Annotated in this window: 23 protein-coding genes; 11 read left to right on the forward strand and 12 right to left on the reverse strand. The window is 70.6% G+C overall.

The features are described 5' to 3' along the window. Position 1 precedes the first annotated feature (1 nt). Both FHR33_RS09950 and FHR33_RS09955 read right to left on the reverse strand, forming a co-directional pair. Positions 2 to 1,000, reverse strand: coding sequence for a LacI family DNA-binding transcriptional regulator (locus FHR33_RS09950; RefSeq protein ID WP_183645668.1), 999 nt, complete (start codon positions 998 to 1,000; stop codon positions 2 to 4). 97 nt (positions 1,001 to 1,097) lie between these two features. Next, positions 1,098 to 2,387, reverse strand: coding sequence for an MFS transporter (locus FHR33_RS09955; RefSeq protein ID WP_183645669.1), 1,290 nt, complete (start codon positions 2,385 to 2,387; stop codon positions 1,098 to 1,100). 273 nt (positions 2,388 to 2,660) lie between these two features. Here FHR33_RS09955 and FHR33_RS09960 point away from each other — a divergent pair, with 273 nt between their 5' ends. The 3 genes from FHR33_RS09960 (at position 2,661) to FHR33_RS09970 (ending at position 5,638) form a co-directional block, all read left to right on the forward strand. Further along, on the forward strand, positions 2,661 to 3,368 hold the full coding sequence (locus tag FHR33_RS09960) for a sirohydrochlorin chelatase (protein WP_312895449.1): 708 nt from the start codon (positions 2,661 to 2,663) through the stop codon (positions 3,366 to 3,368). Positions 3,369 to 3,410: 42 nt separating this feature from the next. Next, positions 3,411 to 3,959, forward strand: coding sequence for a GNAT family N-acetyltransferase (locus tag FHR33_RS09965; protein ID WP_183645670.1), 549 nt, complete (start codon positions 3,411 to 3,413; stop codon positions 3,957 to 3,959). A gap of 125 nt (positions 3,960 to 4,084) precedes the next feature. Then, complete coding sequence (locus FHR33_RS09970; protein WP_183645671.1) at positions 4,085 to 5,638, forward strand: alpha/beta fold hydrolase; 1,554 nt, start codon at positions 4,085 to 4,087, stop codon at positions 5,636 to 5,638. A gap of 247 nt (positions 5,639 to 5,885) precedes the next feature. Here the strand turns inward: FHR33_RS09970 and FHR33_RS09975 are convergent, their stop codons facing one another. Continuing rightward, on the reverse strand, positions 5,886 to 6,419 hold the full coding sequence (locus FHR33_RS09975; RefSeq protein WP_183645672.1) for a DEAD/DEAH box helicase family protein: 534 nt from the start codon (positions 6,417 to 6,419) through the stop codon (positions 5,886 to 5,888). A gap of 107 nt (positions 6,420 to 6,526) precedes the next feature. Here FHR33_RS09975 and FHR33_RS09980 point away from each other — a divergent pair, with 107 nt between their 5' ends. Beyond that, positions 6,527 to 6,976: a hypothetical protein gene (locus FHR33_RS09980; protein WP_183645673.1), complete on the forward strand. Its 450-nt coding sequence runs from the start codon at positions 6,527 to 6,529 to the stop codon at positions 6,974 to 6,976. A gap of 108 nt (positions 6,977 to 7,084) precedes the next feature. On the opposite strand, the gene FHR33_RS09985 is transcribed toward FHR33_RS09980, so the two are convergent. After that, the gene (locus FHR33_RS09985) at positions 7,085 to 8,272 is read right to left on the reverse strand and encodes an MFS transporter (protein WP_183645674.1); all 1,188 of its coding nucleotides are present in this window, start codon (positions 8,270 to 8,272) and stop codon (positions 7,085 to 7,087) included. A 193-nt stretch (positions 8,273 to 8,465) separates the two neighbouring features. Between FHR33_RS09985 and FHR33_RS09990 the strand changes: the two genes are divergently transcribed. Further along, positions 8,466 to 8,870, forward strand: a complete 405-nt coding sequence (locus FHR33_RS09990) for a nitroreductase family deazaflavin-dependent oxidoreductase (protein ID WP_183645675.1) — start codon at positions 8,466 to 8,468, stop codon at positions 8,868 to 8,870. Here the strand turns inward: FHR33_RS09990 and FHR33_RS09995 are convergent. Then, positions 8,863 to 9,444 (reverse strand): GNAT family N-acetyltransferase, encoded by a 582-nt coding sequence (locus FHR33_RS09995; RefSeq protein WP_221241038.1) that lies wholly within the window; start codon positions 9,442 to 9,444, stop codon positions 8,863 to 8,865. The two genes, FHR33_RS09990 and FHR33_RS09995, sit on opposite strands and share 8 nt — an antisense overlap. 1 nt (position 9,445) lies before the next feature. After that, on the reverse strand, positions 9,446 to 10,939 hold the full coding sequence (locus FHR33_RS10000) for an Nramp family divalent metal transporter (RefSeq protein WP_183645676.1): 1,494 nt from the start codon (positions 10,937 to 10,939) through the stop codon (positions 9,446 to 9,448). A gap of 85 nt (positions 10,940 to 11,024) precedes the next feature. On the opposite strand from FHR33_RS10000, the gene FHR33_RS10005 reads away from it, so the two are divergent. Continuing rightward, entirely contained in the window at positions 11,025 to 11,387 is a 363-nt protein-coding gene (locus tag FHR33_RS10005) for a PH domain-containing protein (protein WP_183645677.1), read from the forward strand. A gap of 7 nt (positions 11,388 to 11,394) precedes the next feature. Here FHR33_RS10005 and pgeF read toward each other — a convergent pair whose 3' ends face one another. The 3 genes from pgeF to glgA form a co-directional block, all read right to left on the reverse strand. Next, positions 11,395 to 12,102, reverse strand: coding sequence for a peptidoglycan editing factor PgeF (pgeF, locus tag FHR33_RS10010; RefSeq protein WP_183645678.1), 708 nt, complete (start codon positions 12,100 to 12,102; stop codon positions 11,395 to 11,397). 53 nt (positions 12,103 to 12,155) lie between these two features. Next, the gene (locus FHR33_RS10015; RefSeq protein ID WP_183645679.1) at positions 12,156 to 12,470 is read right to left on the reverse strand and encodes a CU044_2847 family protein; all 315 of its coding nucleotides are present in this window, start codon (positions 12,468 to 12,470) and stop codon (positions 12,156 to 12,158) included. 66 nt (positions 12,471 to 12,536) lie between these two features. Continuing rightward, positions 12,537 to 13,703, reverse strand: coding sequence for a glycogen synthase (glgA, locus tag FHR33_RS10020; RefSeq protein WP_312895450.1), 1,167 nt, complete (start codon positions 13,701 to 13,703; stop codon positions 12,537 to 12,539). Positions 13,704 to 13,776: 73 nt separating this feature from the next. On the opposite strand from glgA, the gene glgC reads away from it, so the two are divergent. The 5 genes from glgC (at position 13,777) to FHR33_RS10045 (ending at position 20,650) form a co-directional block, all read left to right on the forward strand. Further along, positions 13,777 to 15,012, forward strand: coding sequence for a glucose-1-phosphate adenylyltransferase (glgC, locus tag FHR33_RS10025; protein ID WP_183645681.1), 1,236 nt, complete (start codon positions 13,777 to 13,779; stop codon positions 15,010 to 15,012). Between the two features lie 275 nt (positions 15,013 to 15,287). Beyond that, positions 15,288 to 16,670 carry a lipopolysaccharide biosynthesis protein gene (locus FHR33_RS10030; protein WP_183645682.1) on the forward strand — a complete coding sequence of 461 codons (1,383 nt, stop codon included), beginning with the start codon at positions 15,288 to 15,290 and terminating at the stop codon, positions 16,668 to 16,670. A gap of 11 nt (positions 16,671 to 16,681) precedes the next feature. Next, positions 16,682 to 17,794, forward strand: coding sequence for a GNAT family N-acetyltransferase (locus tag FHR33_RS10035; RefSeq protein ID WP_183645683.1), 1,113 nt, complete (start codon positions 16,682 to 16,684; stop codon positions 17,792 to 17,794). Next, positions 17,794 to 18,954, forward strand: coding sequence for a DegT/DnrJ/EryC1/StrS family aminotransferase (locus FHR33_RS10040; RefSeq protein WP_183645684.1), 1,161 nt, complete (start codon positions 17,794 to 17,796; stop codon positions 18,952 to 18,954). The genes FHR33_RS10035 and FHR33_RS10040 overlap by 1 nt, the downstream gene beginning before the upstream one ends. 172 nt (positions 18,955 to 19,126) lie before the next feature. Next, a complete protein-coding gene (locus FHR33_RS10045) occupies positions 19,127 to 20,650 on the forward strand; it encodes a hypothetical protein (protein ID WP_183645685.1) in 1,524 nt (507 codons plus the stop codon). On the opposite strand, the gene FHR33_RS10050 is transcribed toward FHR33_RS10045, so the two are convergent. The 3 genes from FHR33_RS10050 to FHR33_RS10060 are packed head-to-tail and all read right to left on the reverse strand — an operon-like array spanning position 20,579 to position 24,868. Next, positions 20,579 to 21,691, reverse strand: coding sequence for a mechanosensitive ion channel family protein (locus FHR33_RS10050; protein ID WP_183645686.1), 1,113 nt, complete (start codon positions 21,689 to 21,691; stop codon positions 20,579 to 20,581). The two genes, FHR33_RS10045 and FHR33_RS10050, sit on opposite strands and share 72 nt — an antisense overlap. A 13-nt stretch (positions 21,692 to 21,704) precedes the next feature. After that, positions 21,705 to 22,700, reverse strand: coding sequence for a ribonucleotide-diphosphate reductase subunit beta (locus FHR33_RS10055; RefSeq protein ID WP_183645687.1), 996 nt, complete (start codon positions 22,698 to 22,700; stop codon positions 21,705 to 21,707). Further along, entirely contained in the window at positions 22,700 to 24,868 is a 2,169-nt protein-coding gene (locus FHR33_RS10060; protein ID WP_312895451.1) for a ribonucleoside-diphosphate reductase subunit alpha, read from the reverse strand. The genes FHR33_RS10055 and FHR33_RS10060 overlap by 1 nt, the downstream gene beginning before the upstream one ends. Positions 24,869 to 24,949: the final 81 nt, after the last annotated feature.

Genomic DNA, 24,949 nt, shown 5'->3' on the forward strand with positions numbered 1-24,949 from the left:
CTCATGCACCCTTCCTCTCGCAGGACCTGCGGACGACCAGCTCGGCGGGCAGGACCACCGACTGCCCGCTGCGCCCCGCGACGCCCTGCAGCAGCAGCCGTACGGCCGTGCGCCCCATCTCGGCGGTGGGCTGGGCGATCGCGGTGATCGGTGGATCGACGTGGACGAACCACGTCACGTCGTCGAACGAGGCGACCGCCACGTCGCCGGGGATGCTCAGCCCCCTGGCCCTGATCTCGTCCAGCCCGCCGAGTGTCATCAGGTTGTCCCCGAAGAAGATCACCTCAGGCGGCTCGGGGAGGTCCAGGAGGCGCGCCGTGATGGCCCTGCCGCTGCCCTCGCGGAAGTCGCCCGCGGCCATGTACTCGGCCCTGAGGTCGAGGCCCGCCTCGGCCATGGCGGCGGCGAAGGCCTCGGTCCGCTCGCGGCCCGTCGACAGCGTGGCCGGTCCCGAGGCGAAGGCGATCCTGCGGTGCCCCCGCGACTTCAGGTGCGCCACGAGCTCGGCGATGGCCGTGGCCCCGTCGGCGCGCACGGACGGCACGTCGAGGCCGCTGATCGTGCGGTCCAGGAAGACCAGCGGCCTGCCCGTGCGGACCAGCTCCTCCACCAGCGGGGTGACCTCGGCGGTGGGGCAGATCAGCAGTCCGTCGACGCGCTGCTCCACCAGCGTGCGCACGTAGTGGTCCTGCTCCTCCGCCCGTTCGTCGGCGTTGCCGATGATGACGGTGTAGCCCGCCTGCCTGGCCTCGTCCTCCACGCCTCTGGCCAGCTCGGTGAAGAAGGGGTTGAGGATGTCGCCGATGATCAGGCCGAGCGTCCTGGTGGCCTCGGTGCGCAGCGACCGCGCGACGGCGTTGGGGACGTAGCGGAGCTCCTTCATGGCCGCGTAGACGCGGTCGCGGGTCTCCTCGGTGACCGACGGATTGTCGTTCAGGACGCGGGAGACCGTGGCGACGGAGACGCCGGCGTGTGCCGCGACGTCCTTGATGCGTGCCATGAGTCCTCCATGTAATCGATTACATCACCATAGGTAATCGATTACATAGATGTAAACAGCGGGCACTGTGATTCAGGTCACAGCGCCCGCGCCGGGATCAGACGGAAGCGGAGGCGGGCCTGGCCGTACGCCATCTGCCCCTGAAGGCGAGCATGGAGACCAGGAAGACCACCTGTCCCGCGAGGCCGACCAGCAGCCACGCGCTCCACCCGCCGGCGGCCACGACCTGCGGCGACACCAGGAGCAGGACCACGATCATGATGCGCACCACCATGCCCCAGAGGCCGAGCGCGGCGCCCTGCAGGCGGGGCTCCACGTCCTCGGCGTCCTCGGAGAAGTTCGCCATCCACGGCACGTAGGCCACGCCGAGCATCAGGAAGAGCGCGGCGTAGACGGCGACGACCGCCGGGCCCGAGGCCCCCGAGCCGATGAGGGCGACGAACACCCCGAGCGTGGCGATGGTCAGCACGGTGCCCGCGAGCGTGAACGGCTTGCGCAGCTGCAGCCGGTCCGACACCCGCCCGACGACGATGACCGCGACCGCGTTGAGCACGATGCCGAACGCCACGACGCCGTTGGCCTGGGCGGCGCTCATCGCGAAGGAGTCGACCAGGATGGTCTGGCCGAAGATCGCGAAGGTCCAGTAGAGCACCTGCCAGCCGGTGTTGCCGAACACGTGGGCCCACAGGTGGGGGTGCCTGAGCAGCTCGCGGACCTTGCCGGGGTCGATCTTCCCCTCGGTGGCGACCGCCACCTCCGCCGACATCACCTGGGCCCTCAGCGCGGCCGAGGGCTCGGCGATCTGCCAGATGATGACGGCGCAGAGCACCAGCGAGACCACGCCCATGATGATCGCCTGCGACTGCCACGCGTTGCCGAACATCGGCAGCGTCAGGCTCGCGATGACCGAGGCCAGGAAGGAGGCGCCCACCGGCCCCCAGGTCCAGAAGCCGAACGCCTGCGCCCTGCCCACGCGAGGGGAGAAGTCCCGCACCAGGCTGGCGGTGATCGTGATGGCCGCCCCCTCGATGAACAGCATGAGGCAGCGCACGAACATCAGCCCGCCGACGGTGTCGACGGTGGCCAGCAGGAAGTTGCAGGCGGCGGTGACCGTCAGGGTGGGAACCAGGATCGTCACCCTGCCCCACCGGTCGGACAGGATCCCGCCGAATCCGGCCGACAACCCGCCCACCAGCACGGAGAGGGCGGCGATGAGGCCGTAGACCTCCAGCGACATGTCGAGGTCCTCGCGCAGCAGCGGGAGGATCGTGGCCAGCGTGGTCTCGAAGTTGGCCACCAGGCTTGCCAGCACGGCGACCGCCAGCAGGCGGACGCGCCGCGCGCCGACGGGATAGACGGTGAGCTCGCGGACGTAGAACGGCTTCACTCCAACCTCCGAGCGGTGGAAGGTTGCTCTAGAACGCGCTTCTAGATTTCTCAAAGTTTCGCGCCGCGCGCCGTGACGTCAACGTTTCGTCACGTCACGATGTGATCTCGCTCACAGCCTGGAGCTGTCTGACTGGTGAGACTGGTGAGGTTGTAATGGAATCGCGGCCGATTCCGAGCACGCGGTTTTCCAAATAGTCATAAACTCCGCGCCGTGAGCCTGCCTGTACGTGAACGTTCCCCCCGGCCCGGTGGCGGCCGCCATCGGCGGCCCGTGCCCACGTCCCTGCCGCCGGACGCCCCTGCCCTCGTGCTGGCGTGCCCCGCCGACCCCGGCGGCTACGCCGAGGAGATCGTCGGGCTCGTGCGTGTCGACAACCCGCACATCGAGGTGCGCCTGGCCACGTTCGAGGATCTCGCAGACCAGCTCCCGCAGGACCGCGCCGCGATCGTGGTGCCGCTGACGCTCTGGCCCGACCCCGCGGTCACCGAGGAGATCTCCAAGGTCGTCGCGGCCACCGGCGCCGACGCCACCATCACCGACGCGCTCGGCCCGCACCCGCTGCTGGCCGAGGCGCTGCACATCAAGCTGGCCGAGAAGGAGCTCGCCAGGGCCGACAGGATGCGCCTGCTCAGCGTCTCCAGCCCTGTCGACGCGGTCATCCTCGGCACCGTCGGCGGCGAGCAGGCCGTCCACGCCGCCCAGGCCACCGCCGTACTGCTCGCCTCGCGCCTCACCCTGCCCGTCGTGGCGGCCTCGCTCGACAGCGAGCCCGGCGTCGACGTGGCCGCCGCACGGCTGCGCGCCGCGGGCGCCGAGCGCCTGGCGATCTCCCCCTGCCTCATCGGGCACGAGGCCGACGCCTCCGTGCTGGAGTCGGCCGCGGCGAGCGTGGGGGCCGGATTCGCCGACCCGCTGGGCGCGCACGGGGCCGTCGCCGAACTTGTCGCGCGTGCTTACGGCAGTCAACTGGCGACTTGACCGCTCTTGTGAAGATCGCGGCCCAGGCGTTACCGTCTGCGCATGCGCAGCGTCCACGTCACCGGCGAGCGGCTGGGCCTGCGTGAGGTGACCGTCGACGACGTCGACGCGCTGCACGCCGTCTACGGGGATCCGGCCGCCACCCATCATCTGCCCTTCGACCCGCGCACCCGCGAGGAGGTCGCCGAGATCGTCGCCGAGGCGATCACGGCGGCCGCGGCGACCCCTCGCCGCCTGTACGTGCTGGCCGTCACCGACAGCGAGACGCGCGCGGTGATCGGCGTGGCCCGCCTGCACATCGAGGCCGACCACCCGCACAGCGCCGAGATCGGCCTCGGCCTGCGCTCCGACCTGTGGGGACGTGGCATCGGCACGGACCTGATCCGGTTACTGCTGAAGTTCGGCTTCAAGGACCTGGGGCTGCACCGCCTCTGGGGCGCCCGCTCCCCCGCGAACACGGCCGCGCAGCTGGCGATGCTCGTCGCGGGGATGGTGGAGGAGGGGCGCATCCGCCATCACGTGCCCACCCCCGCGGGCTGGCGCGACTCCATCGTGCACTCCGCCCTGGCCGACGAGTGGCCCGCCCACTGAAGCCGATCGGCTCAGCCACTGCCGGAATTGGTCGTTTTAAGAAATTTCTCATCTTTGCTCCGTCGGTCCCACCGACCCGGAATGATCTAGACCGGTCGAGTGCCGACCGATCCGATTGGAGCAATGTGCGAAGAAGTCTTTCTCTCCTTGCCACCGCCTTCGTCGTGGTGGCGGCGGTGCTGCCCGTACCCGCGGCCGGTGCGTCGGCAGGAAACGGAAGCCCGGCTCCTCCGGGGAGCGGCGGCATCGCCTGGGCGCCCTGCCAAGAGGAGCCCACCGCCGAGTGCGGCAAGCTGGCCGTCCCGATCGACTGGTCCAAGCCCGATGGGCCCACCATCGACCTGGCCGTCGCCCGCCGCAAGGCCACCGACCCCGCGGCCCGCGTCGGCTCCCTCGTGATCAACCCGGGCGGGCCCGGCGGTTCCGGCGTGGAAGCCGCCTACGGCGCCCCCGGTTTCTTCACCGAGGAGCTCCAGCGGCGCTTCGACATCGTCGGCTTCGACCCGCGAGGCGTGGGCCGCAGCCACCCGGTCGTGTGCTCGGCGTCGGTGTACAACCAGATGCCGCACGCGGTCATGACGAGCCAGGCCGACTTCGACAGGTGGAGCGCCTACGCCAAGAGGCTGCGCCAGGACTGCCGGGCCCGAACCGGCCCCCTGTACGACCACGTCGACTCGACCAACGTCGCGCGTGACATGGACGCCCTCCGCGCCGCCCTCGGCGAGGAGAAGCTCACCTACTACGGCATCTCGTACGGCACGCTGATCGGCCAGATGTACGCCGAGCTGTTCCCGCACCGGATCAGGGCCATGGCCCTGGACAGCAACATGGACCACAGCCTCGGGGTCAAGGCTTTCCTCGACACCGAGGCGGCCGCCGTCGAGGACGCCTTCGACGAGTTCGCCGGCTGGTGCGCGCAGGAGCCCAGCTGCGCCCTGCACGGCCAGGACGTCCGGGCGGTGTGGGAGAGGCTGCTGGCCAAGGCTCGGAGCGGAAAGCTCTACTACCCGGGCGTGCCTGACCGCCCGATGACCGAGCTGCAGGTCCTGTGGCAGGGCGTGCTCGGCACCGAAGGCCCCGCCTGGCAGCTGCTGAGCGAGATGCTCCGCGCCCTGGACGGCGGCGGACCGCTGCCGCCGTGGGTGCCGCCGCTGCCCGGCCGCCAGCCGGTGGAGGGCGAGCTCGCCCACCTGCCGACCGTGATCCTCTGTGAGGACTACAACCTACGGGTGCGCAACTACAAGCAGTACGCCGCGCTGCTGCGCAGCTCCAACCGCCGCGCCCCCGACATGCGCTACAACCCCATGCCGATCGAGGACCTGCCCGTCTGCCTCAACCACCCCACCACCAATCCGCAGCACAGGCTGCGTTACAGGGGCAGCGCTCCGATCATGCTGGGCAGCTCGCTGCACGACCCCTCCACCCCGTACGGCTGGTCGGCCAACGTGGCCCGCCAGCTCGGCCCCAAGGCGGTGCTGCTCACCTACGAGGGCTGGGGTCACCGCATCTACGGCAAGGAGGAGTGCGCCACCGTGCCCTTCGACCAGTACCTGATCTCGCTGGTCGTGCCCGCGCCAGGCACCCGCTGCCCGGTGGGCGGAGGATCCAGGTCGCTGCTGAAGCAGCGCCAGTCCGAGCTGTGGCGGACGGACAACCTCCACTGGGGCGTCCGCTTCTGATCCACCCCTCGGGGCCCGCCGGAATCCGGCGGGCCCCGAGGCCGCCGTGACGCCGCCCCGCCTTCATCCGGGCTGGGCGTACGGCCGAGCTCCGGCCCGCTCTGACGTGCCCCGGCCGCCTGGCCAGACAGTCAGGCGACGCCTCGCCACCACTCCGCGGTGCACACCCTTCGAGCTGCTCATATTTCCGTCCCCGCACGCCGGCCTGGGCAGGGGCTCATCATCCGGCACAGTGCACCACCGGTCCTCATTGCGCCGGTGGGAGCCAGCCCGTCAGGCGGAGGGCCTGTTCGGCGGCCTCCGGTGCCATGAGGCCGGTGGCGTCGAGGGTGAAGTCCTCGGTCCTGGCCTGTTCGAGGATCGCCTCCAGTTCGCCCGAGCGGTCCAGGTGCCAGCGCAGGCCCTGCTCGTCGAGTTCGTGGCGGCGGGTCAGGCGGCGCCGTACCTCCCCCAGGTCGACGCGGAGCCTGCAGACCGTCAGGTCGTCCACCCCCAGCGCCGCCAGGTATCCCGCTCGCTCCTGGCGCGACTCGACCACGCCCGCGAGAACCAGCCGCTCGGAGCCCGCCTCGAGGTAGTTGCCCGCGACGGCGCGCAGGTTGCGCAGCGTGAGCCCCGTGTTGAACCTGTCGTGCGGCGGGCTGGGCCAGGCGCGGCGCAGCCAGTCGAGGTCGATGACGGCGTTCGGGACCCCGGCTGCGGCGAGCAGGTCACCGGCCGCGTCGGCCACCGAGGTCTTGCCGGAGCCGACGGTGCCGTTGATCAGGAGGGCGGAGGGCATCCTCGGATCCTAGGGCGACGCGCGGATCGGGCCGACACACGGCGACCGGCCGCGGATTGTCGGTGGGGCGGTCTAGCATGAGCGACCTCACGGAGGGATGTTGACTGATGCTCGACTCGTTGATCGTGCCGCTCCTGGTCACCACCGACCTGCCGCCCGAGGCGGATCTGGCCGAGTTCGGTGAGCTGCTCACCGGCGCCACGCGGACCCTCGATCGCCAGGGCTCGAGCTACGCGGCGTTCCTGGCGGGAAAGGTGTTCTGGCTCGACAGTCCCGGCTCGGCCGAGGCGAAGGGCGGCGACCTGCGGTTCGCGGCGCTGATCGGCTACCTGGCCGCCTCGGGCCCCTCGCACGCGGCGCGGGAGGTCGTGGCCGACGCCCGTAGGGCGATCAGCGCCGCGGTCGACGCGCGCTACGGCGACGTCGGCGCGGCGACGCCCGCGGTGATGGCGATCAGGGTGAAGGACGTGCGGGAGCGCACGCCCTCTCCCGCCCTGTTCGTCGAGACCGCCGACGCCCTCCCCGAGCTGGTGGCCGTCGCCAAGCCCTACATCTGAGGCGGGGCGCCCGCCCGCACGCGGGCATGATCGCGCCTCGTACGGGCGGGCGGCCTGATCGTCAGAGCGCGGTCGCGAGGGCCTCGCTGAGGCCGATGCGCGGAACACTCACGGGATCACTTCGGCACGTTCCTGATCCTCCCCGCGCGGTCGGAGCCGGCGCCCGCTTCTCGACAGCACCAGCGCGATCACCAGGTACGGCACGCCGAACAGGGCGAACAGCGCGCTGTGCGGCAGCACGAGCGACGCCGCGCCGTACACGAGGAGGGCGAGGATGGTGCACAGGTCGGTGACCAGGCCCGCCAGTGACGTCACGGTCGCGCGGCTCGGTCCCGTGATGCGCTCCTGCAGCCTGGCGTCGGCCAGCACGCCGCCGAGCTGGAACATCGCGAAGGCCACCGCGATGCCGGCGAACCCCGCCGGGTGCCCGGTGATGGCGCCCAGGCTGAGAGCCAGGCCGCCGACGGCGAGGACGGCGGCGAAGCCGCGGGCGCGCATGCGGCTGCCGTACGTGGCCAGCAGGCCACCGGAGGTGGCGCCGACCCAGACCAGCAGCACCAGCAGGGGCACGGCCGTCGTCGCCGCCCCGCTCTCCCTGGCCAGCAGCGGGACGTACTCCTCCAGCTCGCCCCAGATCGCGGTCACGGCGGGGACCAGCAGCAGCGCGCTCCGTACCTTGGGCGAGGTGCGCGCCTCGGCGAGGCCGGCGCGCAGGGTGTCGAGGTAGCCGGTGGGGTCCTCGTCGTGTGCGGCGGCGCGCCGCTCGGTGAAGGTCAGGGCGACCAGCGCGCAGGCCAGGCAGGCCAGCACGCTGGCGACGCCCACCACGGTGTAGCCGCCCCCGGCGAAGACGGGGCCGGCCACGGCCATCGAGAGCGCGACGGCGACCAGGCCGACGGAGCGGGCCCTGCCCATGACCTTGGCGTACTCCTCGGCCGCGCCGTCGTGGTCGAGGTGGTCGTAGACGAGCGCCTCGAGCGCGCCCGACTCCAGCGCCTCACGAGCGCCCCACAGCACGAACCCGACCGCGAAGGCCCAGTAGGCGGGCACGGCGGTCCACAGCGCGAAGCCGGCGGCGCCGAGCAGGGGGGCCGCGACGAGCAGCGCCCTGCGCGACAGCGTGTCGGCCAGCGCGCCTGACGGCACCTCCAGCAGCAGGCCCGACGCGGCCCAGATGACGAGCAGCGAGGTGATCTCGGGAACGGTCAGCCCGCTGTCGGAGAACAGCAGGGCATAGACCGGATAGAGCAGGATGAAGTCGCCCAGGAACGCGTAGGCGTAGAGCTTCAGAGGCATGAGGTCTTCCTGACGGAGGGATCGGACGTCGGGCGTAAGGCAGCGCGCCCGGGGGTCCGCGTTCACGCGCCCCGCGTCGACCTCTGGTGGTGGATCAATGTCGCCAGGTCATGCCCGGGAGTCTAAACCCTCCAGGCAAGGACCAGCCAGACCGCTGACCCTGTGTTGACCCGATGCCGGGTACGGGATGCACATGCTCTTCGGTAAAGAACACGTGCAGCGCTATCAGGAGACCGACGGCGCCGAGGGTCACGAGTGGAACGGCACCACGACACTGCTCCTGACCACGACAGGCCGCAAGTCGGGCAAGAAGTACACCACCCCGCTGATCTACCAGCGGCACGGCGACTCCTTCCTGGTCGTCGCCTCCAAGGGCGGCGACCCCCGCCACCCCGAGTGGTATCTCAACCTGCAGGCCGATCCCGAGGTCGAGGTGCAGGTGAAGGACGAGAAGTTCAGGGCCAGGGCGCACACCGCGCTGCCGGAGGAGAAGCCGGAGATGTGGCGCATGATGACCAGGGTCTGGCCCGACTACGACACCTACCAGACCAAGACCGACCGCGAGATCCCCGTGGTGGTCCTGGAGCGGCTCAGCTGACCGGCTCCCTCAGCATGGCCCAGACGGTGGGTCCTGCCTTGGGCAGGCGGATCTCCTCTGTGACTTTGAAGCCGTGCTTCTCGTAGAAGGGGACGTTGCTCTCCTTGCTGCTCTCCAGGTAGGCCGCCGTCCCCTCGCTGTCGCAGTGGGCGAGCCTGCCGGCCAGCATGGCGCTGCCCGCCCCGCGGCCCTGCGCCGCGGGGTCGGTGCCGATCTCCGCCAGGTACCAGTGCGGCACCCGCGGCCTGCGCCGGTGGAACTCCGTCTGCAGGAGCTGTCCGTAGGTGACGCGGCCGCCCATCGCCATCAGGAAGCCGGGCAGCGAGCGCAGCGTCTCGAGCGGCGGCTGCCGGTAGCCCGGCGGGTCCCACAGCGCGGCACCGACGAGCTGTTCGCCGTCGATCGCCAGATCGCCGAGGGCGTGGACGTGGCGGGCGAGCGTGACGAACATCCGCTCCCTGCCCTCACCGGAGGGCAGCAGCCAGCGGACGACGGGATCGTCGTGGAAGGCGCGGCTCAGGACCGCGCCGATGCGGGCGGCGTCCGTCTTCTTGTCAGCCGGGCGAATGATCACGTCAGAACGTTACCAGTGGCTCTCCGAGGAAGTCGGCGATGAAGTTGACGAAGAAGAAGCCGAAGAACAGGAAGTTCAGCACCAGGATCACGTAGTGCCACCAGCGCGGCCTGGCCGCCTTCGGCAGCCTGCTGTTGAGGTACATCAGCAGGAACGGGTAGATCAGCGCGCCGAGGTTGGACATGTTGGCCGACCACTGCACCAGCTCGACGGGGACCGCCAGGTGCAGCACGATGCCGATGACCACCAGCAGCGCGAGCATGAACGGGTAGTAGAAGCGCCGGGGGTCGCCCTCGACCAGGCGGCGCAGCCGGGGGCTGGTGGCGTGGGCGGCGTCGGTGGTGACGCGGACCATCGCCTCGAAGATGCCCAGCTGGGTGGAGAAGAGGATCAGCACCCCGATGACCAGCACCAGGATGAACATCGGCCGGCCGTACTCCTCGTTGAGCGCGGTGGCGACGAAGGTCGGCACGTTGGCGGTGGTCGGCCGCTGCCCCGTCATCTCGACGGCACGGGCCATCAGCATGGTGGGCAGCAGCATGCCGAGCATCGCGCCGACGAAGAAGACGCCCCACATGTCGACGAGCAGCAGGCGGTACCACCGCTTCCACAGGGCTGTGTTCTTCGCGTCGTCGGGGAAGGTGACGCCGCTGGCCAGCAGCTCGCTGCGGCTGCCGCGCATGCCGGAGATGAACCCCGCGCGGTAGCCCATGCCGTAGCCCTTGTCGCGGTAGTGGCCCATCACGTACCAGTTCAGTCCTGAGGCCAGCGCGGTGAACCCGGCCAGGCCGCCCAGCTGGGTGGCGGTGATCCCCGCCGGCGGGGCGGCCGGGGTGACGAAGCCCCTGATGGCCTCCCACCACTGCTCGAAGGGCACCACGAACAGGTCGATGACGAGCAGCGTGATGAGGATGGCGCTGACCATCACCCAGTTGGCCAGCTCCAGCACCCTGCTGATGCGGCGGGCGAGCGCGGTGATGACGAAGACGAGCACGAGCAGGGCGATGGCCCACAGCCTGGGCTCCTCGGCTCCCCGGGGCGGCGCGACGCCGTGGACGAGCGCGTAGAGGCCCTGCCCCGCGGAGGCGGCCCATCCACCCGCGATGAAGGCGAAGATCACCACGAAGACGGAGAGCGGCACCCAGAACTTGAAGCCGGGCGGCACCCTGCCCCAGCCCACGACCGGCACCTCGCCCGTGGCCAGGACGTAGCGCGAGCACTCTACGTTGTAGAAGGTCTGCAGGAGCGCCGAGATCGTGATGACCCAGCCGACGCCCACGAAGCCGTACTGCCCGACGGCCTGGGGCCCCAGCAGCCATTCGCCGCTGCCGACGGAGATGCCCAGCGCGATGAGCGAGGGGCCGACGGCGTACTTGAACAGCTCCTTCGGCCCGATGCGCTGGACGCCGAAGACCTCCTCGGGGCGCGGCAGGTCGGTGACGGTGAGATCGGGGCGGCTGACTCCGAGTGGTCTGGACTGCGTGACTTCGGTCATGCTGCGCCTCCTGGTGTGCTCTCGCACCCCCCTATGACCCAGCGTTGTCTGTAACAAAGAGGACGGCAAGACCCATTTCTCAAATATGGACATCGCTTTCGACCGTCAAGAGCAACTGCAGCAGATTCAGAGCGGCTTGCTCCCCGGCGAGCAGGTCATAGCGGTCTACGACGCCATCGGGGCGGGCACGGGCTTCCTCGGCCTCACCGATCGGCGCGTGATCGTGCAGGACAAGTCGTTCGTGGGCAAGAAGGTCGCCATCACGAGCATCCCCTACGCCAAGATCTCAGCGGTGAGCGTGGTGAGCAACAAGTCGTTCGCCGGGTCGTTCTTCTCCTCGGGCGCCATCGCCATCCATGTCGGGACGCACACCTACGAGGTGGAGTTCAGGGGCGAGAACAAGGCCCACCACGTGCACAACGTGATCCTGCACTACATCGCCAGATGAGACGGGGTCAGCCGGCCAGCCAGGCGTAGGCGGCGAAGCGTCCCGTGACGTGCTCGCGCCGGTAGGAGTAGAGCTCGGGCGACTCGATCGTGCAGCGGGCGTCGTGCCGTACGGCCCGCAGACCGGCCGCGGCCAGCTGCGCCGACACTCCCGCGCGGACGTCGAGCGCGGGGGTGCCGTGGCGCGTCACCGAGCGCATCTCCCCCGGCGCGGCGTCGCGCAGCTCGGCGGAGACCTCGTAGCACGAACCGCAGGCCGAGGGGCCGACGAGCGCCGTCATCCGCTCGGGCCTGGCCCCTTGGCCGGCCATCGCCTCCACCAGCGCGGGGACCACGCCCTTGAACGTGCCCTCGCGACCTGAGTGCGCCACGCCGACCAGACCGGCGAAGGGGTCGGCGACGACCACGGGCACGCAGTCGGCCACCAGCACCGCCAGCCCGAGCCCCGGCCGGTCGGTGAAGATCGCGTCGAGCTCGGGCGGGTCGTCGCCGAACGGCTCGCTCACCTGGGCCACGTTCGCGCTGTGGACCTGGCGCATGAAGACCACCTTGCCGGGATCGAGCCCCAGCTCCATGGCGGTGTCGCGGCGGTTGGCCGCCACGCTGTCGCGGGAGTCGCCCACCGCGCCGCCCAGGTTCCTGCTGTCGTACGGCGGGGCGCTGCCTCCTCCGTTCCTGTCGGTGATGACGGCGTGCACGCCCTCGGCCAGCAGCACGTACTCTCCCTCCGGTCGTCGGCTCGGCGTGAGAAAGCGTACGGCAGCGCGGGCTATCCGCCGCTGCGCCAGGCCAGCCGCACCTGGATGTGCCCCTCGCCGCAGGTCTTGGCGATCACCGCGCCCGCCTCGGCGTTGAGCCTGACCGAGAACTCCAGCTCCACCTCGTCGGGTGAGGACCGGCGGAAGACGTCGAGCGCCGCGGCGGCCGCCTCGCCGATGGGACGCAGCGCCACCTGCAGCGACTCCACGGAGGCGTCGATCACCTCGCCGGTGCGGGAGACCCTGCGCGTTCCGGCGCTGCGCTCGGGCACCTCGACGTAGAGCGCGCCCCCGCCGTCCAGGGGCATTCGCATGATCTCGGTCACGGCGGCTCCCGGGGGTGAGGAGGCGGTCAGACTACGATCACATACCCGGGTGATCGGGATGTCCAGTCAGCCGCCGAGCGTGGCATACAGCTCCATGGTGCGGTCGGCGATGCGCTCCCACGAGAAGTGCTCGACGGCACGGGCCCTGCCGGCCAGGCCGAGTCGCCTGGCCCTGGCCGGGTCGCCCAGCAGCGCGTTGACGCGCTCGGCGAGGTCGGCCTCGAACCTCGCCGGATCGTCGGGGGTGCCGTCGCGGCCCTGCTCGATCGGCACCAGCAGCCCCGTCTCCCCGTCGGCCACGACCTCGGGGATGCCGCCCGTCGCGGTGGCGACGACGGCCGTCTCGCAGGCCATCGCCTCCAGGTTGACGATCCCCATGGGCTCGTAGACCGAGGGGCAGACGAACACGGTCGCGTGCGTGAGCAGCTGGATGACCTCGGGCTTGGGCAGCATCTCGGAGATCCAGAACACCCCGTCGCGGCCCAGGCCCTCGACCAGCCCGCGCACCTCCGCGGCGATCTCCGGCGTGTCGGGCGCGCCCGCGCACAGCACGAGCTGCGCCGCCCTGTCGAAGGAGCGGGCCGCGCGCAGCAGGTGGACCAGCCCCTTCTGCCTGGTGATCCGCCCGACGAAGACGACGTACGGCCTGCTCGGGTCGATGCCGTGCTTGTTCAGCACCTCGACCCCGCGGTCGGGGGCGTACTCGACGGTGTCGATGCCGTTGTGGACCACGCTGACCCTGCCAGGCTCGATCTCGGGGTAGGCCTCGAGCACGTCGCGGCGCATGCCCTCCGACACCGCGACGATCGCGTCGGCCGAGGCCAGCGCGGTGCGCTCGGCCCACGACGACAGCGTGTAGCCGCCGCCCAGCTGCTCGGCCTTCCACGGCCGCAGCGGCTCGAGGCTGTGGGTGGTGACGACGTGTGGCGTGCCGTACAGCATCTTGGCGACGTGCCCGGCGAAGTTGGCGTACCAGGTATGGCTGTGCACCAGGTCGGCACCCTCGCAGGCGGCGGCCATCTCCAGGTCGACGCCGAGCACCTGCAGCGCGGCGTTGGCGGTCTCGAGGCCGCCGGGCACCCGGTAGGCGGACACGCCCTCCTCGTCCCTGGCCGCGCCGAAGCAGCGCACCCGTACGTCGGCCAGCCGTCGCAGCTCCCTGGCGAGGTACTCGACATGCACCCCTGCCCCGCCGTACACCTCGGGCGGGTATTCACGACTCAGCAGATCCACGCGCACACCCGCGACCCTAACGCACCGGTGACCGGACCTGCGTTGACCGCCCATTTCGGGGTAGCGTCACGCCATGACGTCGCCCAGGGTTCTCGCAGTCGTGCTAGCCGGTGGAGAAGGTAAGAGATTGATGCCGCTCACGGCCGACCGGGCCAAACCGGCTGTGCCGTTCGGCGGGATGTACCGGCTGATCGACTTCGTGCTGTCGAACCTCGCCAACGGGCACTACCTCAAGATCGTGGTGCTGACGCAGTACAAGAACCACAGTCTCGACAGGCACGTCTCGCAGACCTGGCGGCTGTCGGCGATGCTGGGCAACTACGTGACGCCCGTCCCCGCCCAGCAGCGGCTGGGCCCGCGGTGGTTCTCAGGCTCGGCCGACGCGCTGTTCCAGAACCTGAACCTGATCTACGACGAGATGCCCGAGCACGTCATCGTCTTCGGCGCCGACCACATCTACCGCATGGATCCCCGGCAGATGGTCGACCAGCACGTCGAGTCGGGCTCGGACGTGACGGTGGCGGCGATCAGGCAGCCGCTGTCGCTCGCCGACCAGTTCGGCGTGATCGAGACCGACCCGCAGGGCCGCAGGATCGTGGCGTTCAGGGAGAAGCCGAAGGACGCGGTCGGCCTGCCCGACTCCCCCGACGAGGTCTTCGCCTCGATGGGCAACTACGTCTTCAGGACCCAGGCCATGATCGACGCGCTGCGTGAGGACGCGCTCGACCCGACCAGCAAGCACGACCTCGGGGGGAACATCATCCCGATGCTGGTCAAGTCCGGCGGGGCCGACGTCTACGACTTCGCCGACAACCTCGTGCCGGGCTCCACCGAGCGGGACCGCGGCTACTGGCGCGACGTCGGCACCCTCGACGCCTACTACGAGGCGCACATGGACCTGATCTCCGCGCACCCGGTCTTCAACCTGTACAACGACAGGTGGCCGATCTACACCGGCCACGACCCGCTGCCGCCCGCCAAGTTCGTGCACAACGAGGGCGACCGCGTGGGCCGCGCGATCGACTCGCTGGTCTCGCCGGGCGTCATCATCTCGGGCGGCACCGCCGAGCGCTCGATCCTGTCGCCCCGCGTGGTCCTGCACTCCCACTCCCTGGTGGAGGACTCCGTGCTGATGGAGAACGTGAAGGTGGGCAGGGGCGCCATCGTGCGCAAGGCCATCGTCGACAAGAACGTCGTCATCCCCGACGGCGCGCGCATCGGCTTCGACCTCGACTACGACCGCACCCGCTTCGCCGTCACCAAGGGCGGCGTCGTGGTGATCGGCAAGAACGAGATCGTGGACCGTTAGCGGGAAGGCGGCCGCCGGTCGCGGGAGCCGGGCGGCGGAAGGCGGTGCAGCCCGGTGCAGCCCGGTGGCCGGCGGCATCGGCCACCGGGCCCGGCTGAGGGCCACCGGCGCCAGCCGCAGCCTGCGCCCGAGTTCCGCGGCGCCCGGTCGCGGCCCCGTACGGCACCGCGGCTTGGTACACAGGAGCGAGGGCGGCCAGGGCCGCCGGATCACGGTGGATAACGAGTGGCTCACGATGCGCTACAGGCCGCCGATCTTCGGACATGATGGTCGACATGGCGAGCGAGGTCCCCGGCGACGACGACCGGATGAAAGTACCGGGCAAGGCCGCCGCAAGCGGCCCACGCGAGGATGGGTCCATGCCGAACGCCGCCGCCACCCCCACGCTGGCCGACCGGCTGCGCAAGGACCTGCGCAACCCCCTGTTCCTGCAGGCCTACGCGCTCATGATCAACACGGCGATCACCGCCGTGCTGGGCCTCGGCTACTGGGTGCTGGCCACCAGGCTCTACTCCCCCGCCGCCTTCGGCGAGGGGCAGACGATGATCAGCGCGATGCGCCTGTTCTCCTCCCTCACCGGGCTGGCGTTCGTGGGCGCGATGGCGAGGTTCATCCCCGTGGCGGGGCGGCGCACCTCCGAGTTCGTGCTGCGCGGCTACGGCGTGGCGGGCGCGACCGGGGTGGTGGCCGCGCTGGGGTTCCTGCTGACGCTGCCGCTGTGGGGCCCGGCCTACGCCCAGCTCGGCGGGTTCGGCCCCGGCCTGTTCTTCCTCGTCTCCGTGCTGGTCTGGACGATCTTCACCTTGCAGGACGTGACGCTGGCGGGGCTGCGCAGGGCGGTCTGGGTCCCGGCCAACAGCCTCGGCTTCGGGCTGGTCAAGATGGTCCTGCTGGCGGCCCTGGCGTTCGCGCTGCCCGAGGGCGGGCTGTTCGGCGGCATCTTCCTGTCGTGGATCATCCCGACCGCGATGGCGCTGATCCCGATCAACTGGTTCATCTTCAGGCATGCCATCCCCCGGCACGTGGAGCGGACCGAGGACGACCCGCCGCGCCTGCGCGAGATCGGCCGCTTCCTGGCCGGCGACTTCCCCGGCGCGCTGTCGTTACTGCTGACGCTCTACCTGGTGCCCGTGCTGATCGCGGCCTGGCTCAACGACGCCACCGTCTTCGGCTACTTCTCCGTCACCCACACGCTGGGCTGCATGATCGGCCTGCTGGCGGCCAACATGGCGGTCTCGCTCACCGTGGAAGGATCGTTCCACCCTGCCGAGCTGGCCCGCAGCGTGCGCAACGCGCTGCGCCGCACCGTGCTCATCGTCGTGCCGATCGTGGCGATCGTGACACTGGCCGCGCCGCTGATCCTGACCGTCTTCAGCGCGGAGCTGGCCGAGGCGACCTCGCCGCTGCTGCGGCTGATGGCCCTGGGGGTGCTGCCCGGCATCCTGATCGAGATCCACCTCAGCACGCTGAGGACGCTGCGCCAGGCCAGGCGGCTGGCGATCGTCCAGATCGGGCTCGCCGTCATTATGCTGGGACTGATCGCGGTCCTCTTCCCCCTCGCGGGGGTCACCGGCGTGGGTTACGCGGTCCTGGCGGCCAACGCCGTGGTGGCCCTCGCCGTCGTGCCACATCTTCGCAGGGTCGCCGTCGTCTCCTAACAAGGTGGGTCATGCAGCAGCTCGACAGGAAGCACCACTCCGTATCGGTTGTTCGGCCCGACGAGCTCGGCGAGAACGAGCTCAGCGCCTGGCGCGGCATGCAGGCCGCGCAGCCACATCTGGCCAACCCCTTCCTCAGCCCCGAGTTCACCCTGGCCATGGGCGAGGTCAGCCCGTCCGCGCGGGTCGGGATCCTGAGCGACGAGGAGGGCTTGGCCGGCTTCCTGCCGTTCGAGTTACGCGCGAGAGGAGTGGGGTCGGCGATCGGCGACTGGGTGTCGCTGTGCCAGGGCGTGGTCCATCGGCCGGGCGCCGCCTTCGACGCCGACGCGCTGCTCCAGGGGCTGGGCCTGCACGTGTGGGAGTTCGGCTGCCTGGTCGAGCGGCAGCCGTGGTTCGCGCCGTACGAGACGCTCTCGCAGCAGAGCGTGGTCCTCGACCTTTCGGCGGGTTACGCCGAGTACTCCCGGGCGCTGGCCGGGCGCTCGCCCAAGTTCTACAAGAGCACGCTGTACAAGGAGCGCAAGCTCGGCAGGGACGCGGGCGAGATCAGCTTCACGTTCGCCTCTCGCGAGCCGGACGACTTCCGCACGCTGCGGAGGTGGAAGTCCGATCAGTACCGCCGCATGGGCCGCGCCGACCGTTTCGCGAAGCCGTGGGTGGTGGAGCTGACCGAGCGGCTGCACGCCATCGACACGCCGTCCTTCGCGGGGCCGCTGTCGATGATGTACGTCGACGGCAGGCCCGTCGCCGGGCACTTCGGCCTGCGCTCGGACTCCGTCCTCGTGGGCTGGTTCCCGGCCTACGACCCCTCCTTCGCCAAGTACTCCCCCGGCCTCATCCAGCACCTGCGCATGGCCGAGGCCGCCGCGGCGGCGGGGCTGGGCGCCATGGACCTCGGCATCGGCACGGGCTCGGAGTACAAGGAGGCGTTGCGCAGCCACGGCGCGCCGGTCGGCGAGGGTGTCGTGCGCCGCCGCACCCTCGGCGCCGCCGTGCACCGCGCGCGTCACGAACCCGTGAGGCTCGCGCGCAGGTTCGTGCTCGAGACCCCCGTGCTCTACAGGGCCGCCGACAAGCTGCTTCGCGCGTACGGGACACGCGCGTCCGCCAGGGGCCGATGATGCGCGACAGGATCGGGCAGGACTGCCTCCACGTGCCGTCGGCCAGGTTCGGCCTCCTCCTCGCGCTGCGTCACTGGTTCAGGCCCGGCGAGCGGGTGCTGCTCGCCCCGACCAACTGCGAGAGCGTGCTGTTCGTGGTGCTGGCGGCCGGGCTCACCCCGGTGATGGCGCCGGTCTCGTGGCGCGACGGCAACCTCGACGTCGAGGCCGTCGACTGGAGCGGCGTCTCGGGGGTGCTCACCACCCACCTGTACGGCCAGCCCGACCGGATGGACGCGCTCACGGCGGCCTGCTCGCGGCACGCAGTGACGATCATCGACGACGCCGCGCATGCGATGCTGACGACCGTGCGGGGCCGCCCCGCGGGCACGTTCGGGGCGGCGGGGGTCTTCAGCCTCGCCAAGCACGGCAGGGCGATGTCGGGAGGCTTCCTCACCTGCCCCGACCCCGCGGACCTGCAGGCCCTGGCGGCCGCGCGCGACGAGCTGCTGGTCCCCGGCCGCCAGCTGCCCGCGGTCCTGCGTCCGGTGATCAGGGAGACGATCTACAGGACCGGGCTGGTCAGGCCGGTGTGGAACGCTCTGCGGCGTCTGGGCCTCGTGCGGTGGACCGGACACCGCCTGCCCGCCCGCGAGCCCGACCTGCGCGCGGCGCTCGACGGCCTCGGCCACCCCCGTGAGGGCGGCGAACACGGCGACATGGAGCACGCGCTGACCGCGCTCGACTACTGGCTGTCCATCGATCTGGCCGACTGGCGGATGCGGCAGGGCCCGCTCCTGCGCCGGTACCAGCGTTCTCGCTTCAGGGTGATCGACCGCGAGCGGGAGCCCCGGCTGGCGGGGGTCAGGCTGCTGCGTGAGACGCCGTGGGCGGCCGAGGGGGTACGGCACGCCGAACCCCAGCCGCTGCTGCGGGTGCCGCTGGTGGTCGAGGACAGGGACACCGTCGTCGCCCAGCTGGAGCGGCGGGGCGTCGTGCCAGGCTTCGTCTACGACCCGCCGCTGAGCGACTATCTCGACCTGGTCGCGCAGGGGCCGGACCCCGAGGTGGCCCGCTGGTGGACGAGCCATGTCCTGCCCGTCGACCCCCTGCGCGCCCGGCGGGTGGCCGGACTGCTCGCCGACCTCAAGGTCCGGCCCGCCGTTCCACCAGACGTCTGACCCCGGGCACGGCTGGCGTGGGTCCAGGCCCGGGGCTCAAGGCGTTCACATCCAGCCGGGGGGCGCCATTCCCGCCGGTCAGACCTGAGAAAGAAATGGACCTTTCTCTCTCGCGAACACTCACAAAGGTAATAGCGCAATTCGCGAAACCGCCACACATTAAAATTCTGGCGTGCGCAGATTATCTCCCGCAGAACGCCGCCTGTGGCGGGCCTTCCCCACCGGCGCGTGGGTCGATCTGCGGGAGGGAGACAAGGAGCTCGACGATCCCGCGCAGGCGGGCCGATGGGGGCGCGAGCGGGAGGTGCGCGCCGAGGTGATCGCCGCCCTGCTCCTCGGCGCGGTCGAGCGCACCCCCGGGCAGGTGCCGGGGGTACGGCTGGCGGGCGCCCGCGTGACCGGTGTCCTCGACCTGTCCGACGCGGCGATCGACGCCACGCTCTACCTGCTCAACTGCCACCTGGCCGAGACGGTCGACCTGACCGACGCCACGACCAGGGGCGTGCGGCTGCGCGGCTGCGAGCTGGCCAGGTTCAGAGGCTCGCGGATGCGGGTGGACGGCCTGTTCGAGCTCGACGGCTCCACGGTGCACGCGGGCGTGCGCCTCGACAACGCGCGCGTCGAGGGGCAGTGCCGCCTGTCCAGGGCGGTGCTGACCGCGCCGCCGCGCCGCACGACGACCTCCGAGTCGGCCTTCGGCGACGTCCGCGAGCCGGAGGGCGACGCCGGCAACACCATGCACGAGTGGGCGCTGTGGGCGGGAGGGCTGTCGGTGGGCGGCGGCACGTTCCTGCGCGGCCTGCGCGCCGACGGCGCCCTCCGGCTGATCGGCGGCGACTTCCCCGGCGGGCTCTACCTGGAGGGCGCCCACGTCGGCGCGGTCAACGCCGACTTCGTGACGGCCGGCACGGTCGAGCTCAGCCGGGGCTTCACGGCGGAGGGCACGGTCAGGATGCGCGGCGCGCGGATCGACGGGGTGCTCTCCCTGCACCACGCCTCGGTGCGGGCCGAGGGGCGGGCGCTGCACCTGAGCCACATGCAGGCCGACGAGGTGATCATGCGGCCCGACGAGGTCGTGGGCGAGGTCAACCTGGGCTACTCCCGCTTCGGGGTGCTGCTCGACGCGCCCGACGCCTATCCGGGCCAGGTGCAGCTCAACGGGCTGAGCTACGAGACCCTGCGCGGCGAGTGGACCGTGGCCGAGCGGCTCGACTGGCTGCGCCGCGACCCCGACGGGTACCGGCCCCAGCCGTACGAGCAGCTGGCCTCGTGGTACCGGCGCATCGGGCACGAGCCCGACGCGCGGCGGGTGCTGCTGGCCAAGCAGCGCGAGCGGCGCGGCACGCTGCGCGCGCCCGGCAGGGCGTGGGGACGGCTGCTCGACCTCATGGTCGGCTACGGCTACCGCTCATGGCTGGCGGGGTTGTGGGCGGCGCTCCTGCTGGCTGCGGGAACGGCGATCTTCACCAGGGTGCCGCCTGTCCAGGTGGACCCCGACGAGGTGCGCACGTTCACCCCCTTCGTCTACTGCCTCGACCTGCTGGTGCCGGTCAGCGTGTTCGAGGTGCGCGGCGCCTACGAGCCGGCGGGGTGGACGGCCTGGGTGGCCTGGACGCTGGTGGTGTCAGGCTGGGTTCTGGCCACCGCGCTGATCGCGGGCGCCACGCGGGTCCTTCGGCCAGCCCCCGGGTCCTGAGTCGGCGAACGCGCCGTAGGAGGAGCTCTCCACCCTGAAACGGGGCAGCGCGTGGGGGTGGTTGGCCCTGAGGTAGGCCACCAGGTGCTCGCGGGCGTCGGCCTTCAGGTCCCACACCGAGGCCGAGTCGGCCGCGCTCATCAGCGCGCGCAGCTCCACCAGGCCGTTGGGCAGGACGTCGGTCACCTGGAGCGTCCAGTCCTTCTGGTCCCACAGCGGGTGGTCCTTGATGAAGCGGTGCAGTTCCTCACGCAGCTCGGGGACCGGCACCGACCAGTCGACCCTGATGTAGACGTGTCCGATGACCCTGCTGCCGTGCCTGGTCCAGTTCTCGAACGGGTTCTGGGTGAAGAAGGAGACCGGGAAGACCAGCCTGCGCTCGTCCCACGAGCGGACCACGACGTAGGTGAGCGTGAGCTCCTCGATCCTGCCCCATTCGCCGTTGACCACGACCACGTCGTCGAGCCGCAGCGCGTCGCTGAAGACGAGCTGCAGCCCGGCGATCATGTTGCCGATCGTGGACTGCGCCGCGATGCCGATGATCGCTCCGAAGATGCCCGCCGAGGCCAGCAGTCCTGCGCCGAGCGCCCGCACCTCGGGGAAGCTGAACAGCGCCGCGCCGAAGGCGATGACGATGATCACCGCGGCGGCGACCCTGCGGACCAGGGCGATCTGGGTCCTGGTCCGCCTGGCCCTGCGGTTGTCCTCCTCGACCCGCTCCAGCTGGTCGAGGACGAGGTCGGTGACCGCGTAGGCGGCCTGGATCACCAGCCACGTGACCACGGCGATGGTGATGACGCCCATGAACCGCTCGACCAGCGGCTCGGCCGACCTGCTGACCATGTTGGGGGTGAAGGCGGCGTTGAAGGCCACCACCGCCGCGACCGCGAACCCGGGCCAGGTGCACCTGCGCACGAGGTGTCCGATGAAGTCCCAGGTTCGGCCTGCCTTCAGCAGCAGCCGCCGAACCAGTTCGACTCCCACGACGGCTGCGAAGACGGACCCGATGAGGAGGAGCCAGTCCGTCGGCGACACAGTCATGCCCCCTAATGTCTCAGAATGTCTCGTCGAAGGTCACATTGCCCTCCACCGCCACCTGGTATGCCGAGACCCTGCGTTCGAAGAAGTTCGCCAGCTCCTGGACGTCCTGCAGCTCCATGAACCCGAAGGGGTTGGCGGTGCCGTACCTGATCGGCATGGACAGGCGGCGCAGCCGCTGGTCGGCGACGTACTCAAGGTACTCTCGCATCTGGTCGACGTTCATTCCCGACATGCCGTCGCCGCACAGGTCGCGGGCGAAGGCCAGCTCGGCGGCCACCGCCTCCTCGAGCATCAGGGTGACCTGCTCGCCGAGCTTGTCGTCGAACAGGTCGGGCTCCTCCGCCCTGACGGTGTCGACGACGCTGAAGGCGAACTCCATGTGCATCGACTCGTCGCGGAAGACCCAGTTGGTGCCGGTCGCCAGGCCGCTGAGCAGCCCGCGGGAGCGGAACCAGTAGACGTAGGCGAAGGCGCCGTAGAAGAACAGGCCCTCGATGCAGGCGGCGAAGCAGATGAGGTTGAGCAGGAAGGCCCTGCGGTCCTGCTTGGTCTCCAGGCTGCGCAGGTCGGCGAGGGTGTCGATCCAGCGGAAGCAGAACTCCGCCTTGTCGCGGATGGAGGGGATGTTGTCGACGGCGGCGAAGGCCTTGACGCGCTCGTCGGGGTCGGGCAGGTAGGTGTCGAGCAGCGTCAGGTAGAACTGCACGTGCACCGCCTCCTCGAACAGCTGCCTCGACAGGTACAGGCGGGCCTCGGGCGCGTTGACGTGCTGGTAGAGGTTGAGCACGAGGTTGTTGGCGACGATGGAGTCGCCGGTGGCGAAGAAGGCGACCAGGCGGTTGATGAGGTGGCGCTCCTGCGGCGTCATCCTGGCCAGGTCGGCCAGGTCGCTGTGCAGGTCCACCTCCTCGACCGTCCAGGTGTTGCGGATGGCGGCCCGGTAGCGCTCGTAGAAGTCGGGGTAGCGCATCGGGCGCAGGGTCAGGTCCATGCCGGGGTCGAGCAGCATTACTGGCAAGCCTCACAGATCTCGGGGTTCTCAAGGGAGCAGGCGACGGCCTCGGCCTCGGCGGGGACCAGGGCCTGCACGGTGGTCTGGGCGATGCGCGTGGCCGGGCGCGAGCGCAGGTAGTACGTCGTCTTCAGCCCCTGCTTCCACGCGTAGGCGTACATCGACGACAGCTTCCCGATCGTGGGGGTCGCCATGAAGAGGTTGAGCGACTGCGACTGGTCGATGTACGGCGTCCGCGCCGCCGCCAGGTCGATGAGCGCCTTCTGCGGCAGCTCCCACGCCGTCCTGTAGAGGATCTTCAGCTCGGAGGGGATGCCCGCGATGTCCTGGATCGACCCGTCGGCCCGCTTGACGGCGTCGCGCATCTCCTGGGTCCAGAGGCCGAGCCGCTGGAGATCGGTCACCAGATACCTGTTGACCTGCAGGAACTCACCCGACAGGGTCTCGCGCTTGAAGACGTTCGACACCTGAGGCTCGATGCACTCGTAGCAGCCCGCGATCGAGGCGATCGTCGCGGTCGGCGCGATGGCGACCATCAGGGAGTTGCGCAGCCCGGTCCTGTCGATCTTCTCGCGCAGGGCGGTCCACGCGGGCGAGGAGCCGAGGCCGTAGTGGTCGGGGTGCAGCACGCCGGCCGCGGCCCGCGTGTCGCCGTAGGACCGGTGGCGGCCCCGCTCGACCGCCAGGTCGGCGGAGGTGTCGTAGGCGGCCAGCGCGATCTCCTCGGCGATCCTCGTGGACAGCGCGAGAGCCTCGGGAGAGTCGAAGGGCAGGCGCAGCGAGAAGAAGACGTCGGCCAGGCCCATCACGCCCAGCCCGATCGGCCTCCAGCGCAGGTTGGCGGCCTCGGCCTCGGGCGTCGGGTAGAAGCCCAGGTCGATCGTCCTGTCCAGGAAGCGCACCGCGGTCCTGACCGTGGCGCGCAGCCGCGTCCAGTCCATCGACTCCCCCGCCAGGTGGGCGGCGAGGTTGATGGAGCCGAGGTTGCATACGGCGGTCTCGCCGTCGCTGGTGACCTCGAGGATCTCGGTGCAGAGGTTGGACAGGTGGATGACGTTCTCGGGGCGGGCGGTCTGGTTGGAGGCGCGGTTGGCGGCGTCCTTGAAGGTCATCCAGCCGTTGCCGGTCTGGGCGAGCGTGCGCATCATGCGGCCGTAGAGGGTGCGCGCGGGGATCTGGCGGGTGTGCAGGCCCTCGGCCTCCGCGGCCCGGTAGGCGGTGTCGAACGCCTCGCCGTACAGGTCGGTGAGGTGCGGCACGCGCTTCGGGTCGAACAGCGACCACATGGCGTCGGCCTCGACGCGGCGCATGAACTCGTCGGGGACCCAGTTGGCCAGGTTGAGGTTGTGGGCGCGCCTGGCCTCCTCGCCCGTGTTGTCGCGCAGCTCCAGGAACTCCTCGATGTCGGCGTGCCAGGTCTCCAGGTAGACGCACGCGGCGCCCTTGCGGCGGCCGCCCTGGTTGACGGCGGCGACGCTGGAGTCGAGGGTGCGCAGCCACGGCACGATGCCGTTGGAGTGGCCGTTCGTGCCCTTGATCAGGGAGCCGCGGGAGCGGACCCTGGTCCAGGAGATGCCGATGCCCCCCGCGTACTTGGAGAGCCTGGCCACCTGGCCGTACCTCTCGTAGATGCCCTCGAGCTCGTCGCGCGGCGAGTCGAGAAGGAAGCAGGACGACAGCTGCGGACGGCGTGAGCCCGAGTTGAACAGGGTGGGCGAGCTCGGCAGGTACGACAGCGTGGACATCAGCGCGTACAGCTCGGCGGCCTCGGCGACGGAGGCGGACAGGCCGCACGCCACGCGCAGCATGAAGTGCTGGGGCCGTTCGAGCACCCGCCTGGTCTCGGGGTGGCGCAGCAGGTACCGGTCGTAGACGGTGCGCAGGCCGAAGTACTCGAACCGGTCGTCGGCGCTCTCGTCGATCAGCGCGTCCAGCTCGGTTGAGTGAGCGCTCACGAAGGCGGCCAGGCCGTCCTGCAGCAGGCCCGCCGCGTGGGTGGCGGCGACCGACTCGGAGAAGGTGCGCACGCCGTGGGTGGCGGTCTCGTCGGCGATCTCCTCGGCCAGGAGTCCGGCGGCGACCTTCGAGTTCTCAGGGTCGGCGATCACCCTGGCGGCGGCCTCCTCAATGGCCAGCCTGCGGTCGACCTCAACGATCTGTGTCACGCTCTCTCCTCGCGAGCTCATCCTCGTGAGGGCAGGCGAGAGCACGCGGGCATGCCGCGTCACCCCCGGGCCCTCCCTCGA

It is taken from the genome of Nonomuraea dietziae (assembly GCF_014195505.1).
Classification (GTDB): domain Bacteria; phylum Actinomycetota; class Actinomycetes; order Streptosporangiales; family Streptosporangiaceae; genus Nonomuraea; species Nonomuraea roseola.

What these genes read in the sequence shown, in the direction of transcription:
- FHR33_RS09950 (WP_183645668.1), bottom strand. Translation starts at nt 1,000, where the DNA reads ATGGCACGCATCAAGGACGTCGCGGCACACGCCGGCGTCTCCGTCGCC.
- FHR33_RS09965 (WP_183645670.1), top strand. Translation starts at nt 3,411, where the DNA reads ATGCGCAGCGTCCACGTCACCGGCGAGCGGCTGGGCCTGCGTGAGGTG.
- FHR33_RS09975 (WP_183645672.1), bottom strand. Translation starts at nt 6,419, where the DNA reads ATGCCCTCCGCCCTCCTGATCAACGGCACCGTCGGCTCCGGCAAGACC.
- FHR33_RS09980 (WP_183645673.1), top strand. Translation starts at nt 6,527, where the DNA reads ATGCTCGACTCGTTGATCGTGCCGCTCCTGGTCACCACCGACCTGCCG.
- FHR33_RS09985 (WP_183645674.1), bottom strand. Translation starts at nt 8,272, where the DNA reads ATGCCTCTGAAGCTCTACGCCTACGCGTTCCTGGGCGACTTCATCCTG.
- FHR33_RS09990 (WP_183645675.1), top strand. Translation starts at nt 8,466, where the DNA reads ATGCTCTTCGGTAAAGAACACGTGCAGCGCTATCAGGAGACCGACGGC.
- FHR33_RS10000 (WP_183645676.1), bottom strand. Translation starts at nt 10,939, where the DNA reads ATGACCGAAGTCACGCAGTCCAGACCACTCGGAGTCAGCCGCCCCGAT.
- FHR33_RS10005 (WP_183645677.1), top strand. Translation starts at nt 11,025, where the DNA reads ATGGACATCGCTTTCGACCGTCAAGAGCAACTGCAGCAGATTCAGAGC.
- glgC (WP_183645681.1), top strand. Translation starts at nt 13,777, where the DNA reads ATGACGTCGCCCAGGGTTCTCGCAGTCGTGCTAGCCGGTGGAGAAGGT.
- FHR33_RS10030 (WP_183645682.1), top strand. Translation starts at nt 15,288, where the DNA reads ATGGCGAGCGAGGTCCCCGGCGACGACGACCGGATGAAAGTACCGGGC.
- FHR33_RS10035 (WP_183645683.1), top strand. Translation starts at nt 16,682, where the DNA reads ATGCAGCAGCTCGACAGGAAGCACCACTCCGTATCGGTTGTTCGGCCC.
- FHR33_RS10040 (WP_183645684.1), top strand. Translation starts at nt 17,794, where the DNA reads ATGCGCGACAGGATCGGGCAGGACTGCCTCCACGTGCCGTCGGCCAGG.
- FHR33_RS10050 (WP_183645686.1), bottom strand. Translation starts at nt 21,691, where the DNA reads ATGACTGTGTCGCCGACGGACTGGCTCCTCCTCATCGGGTCCGTCTTC.
- FHR33_RS10055 (WP_183645687.1), bottom strand. Translation starts at nt 22,700, where the DNA reads ATGCTGCTCGACCCCGGCATGGACCTGACCCTGCGCCCGATGCGCTAC.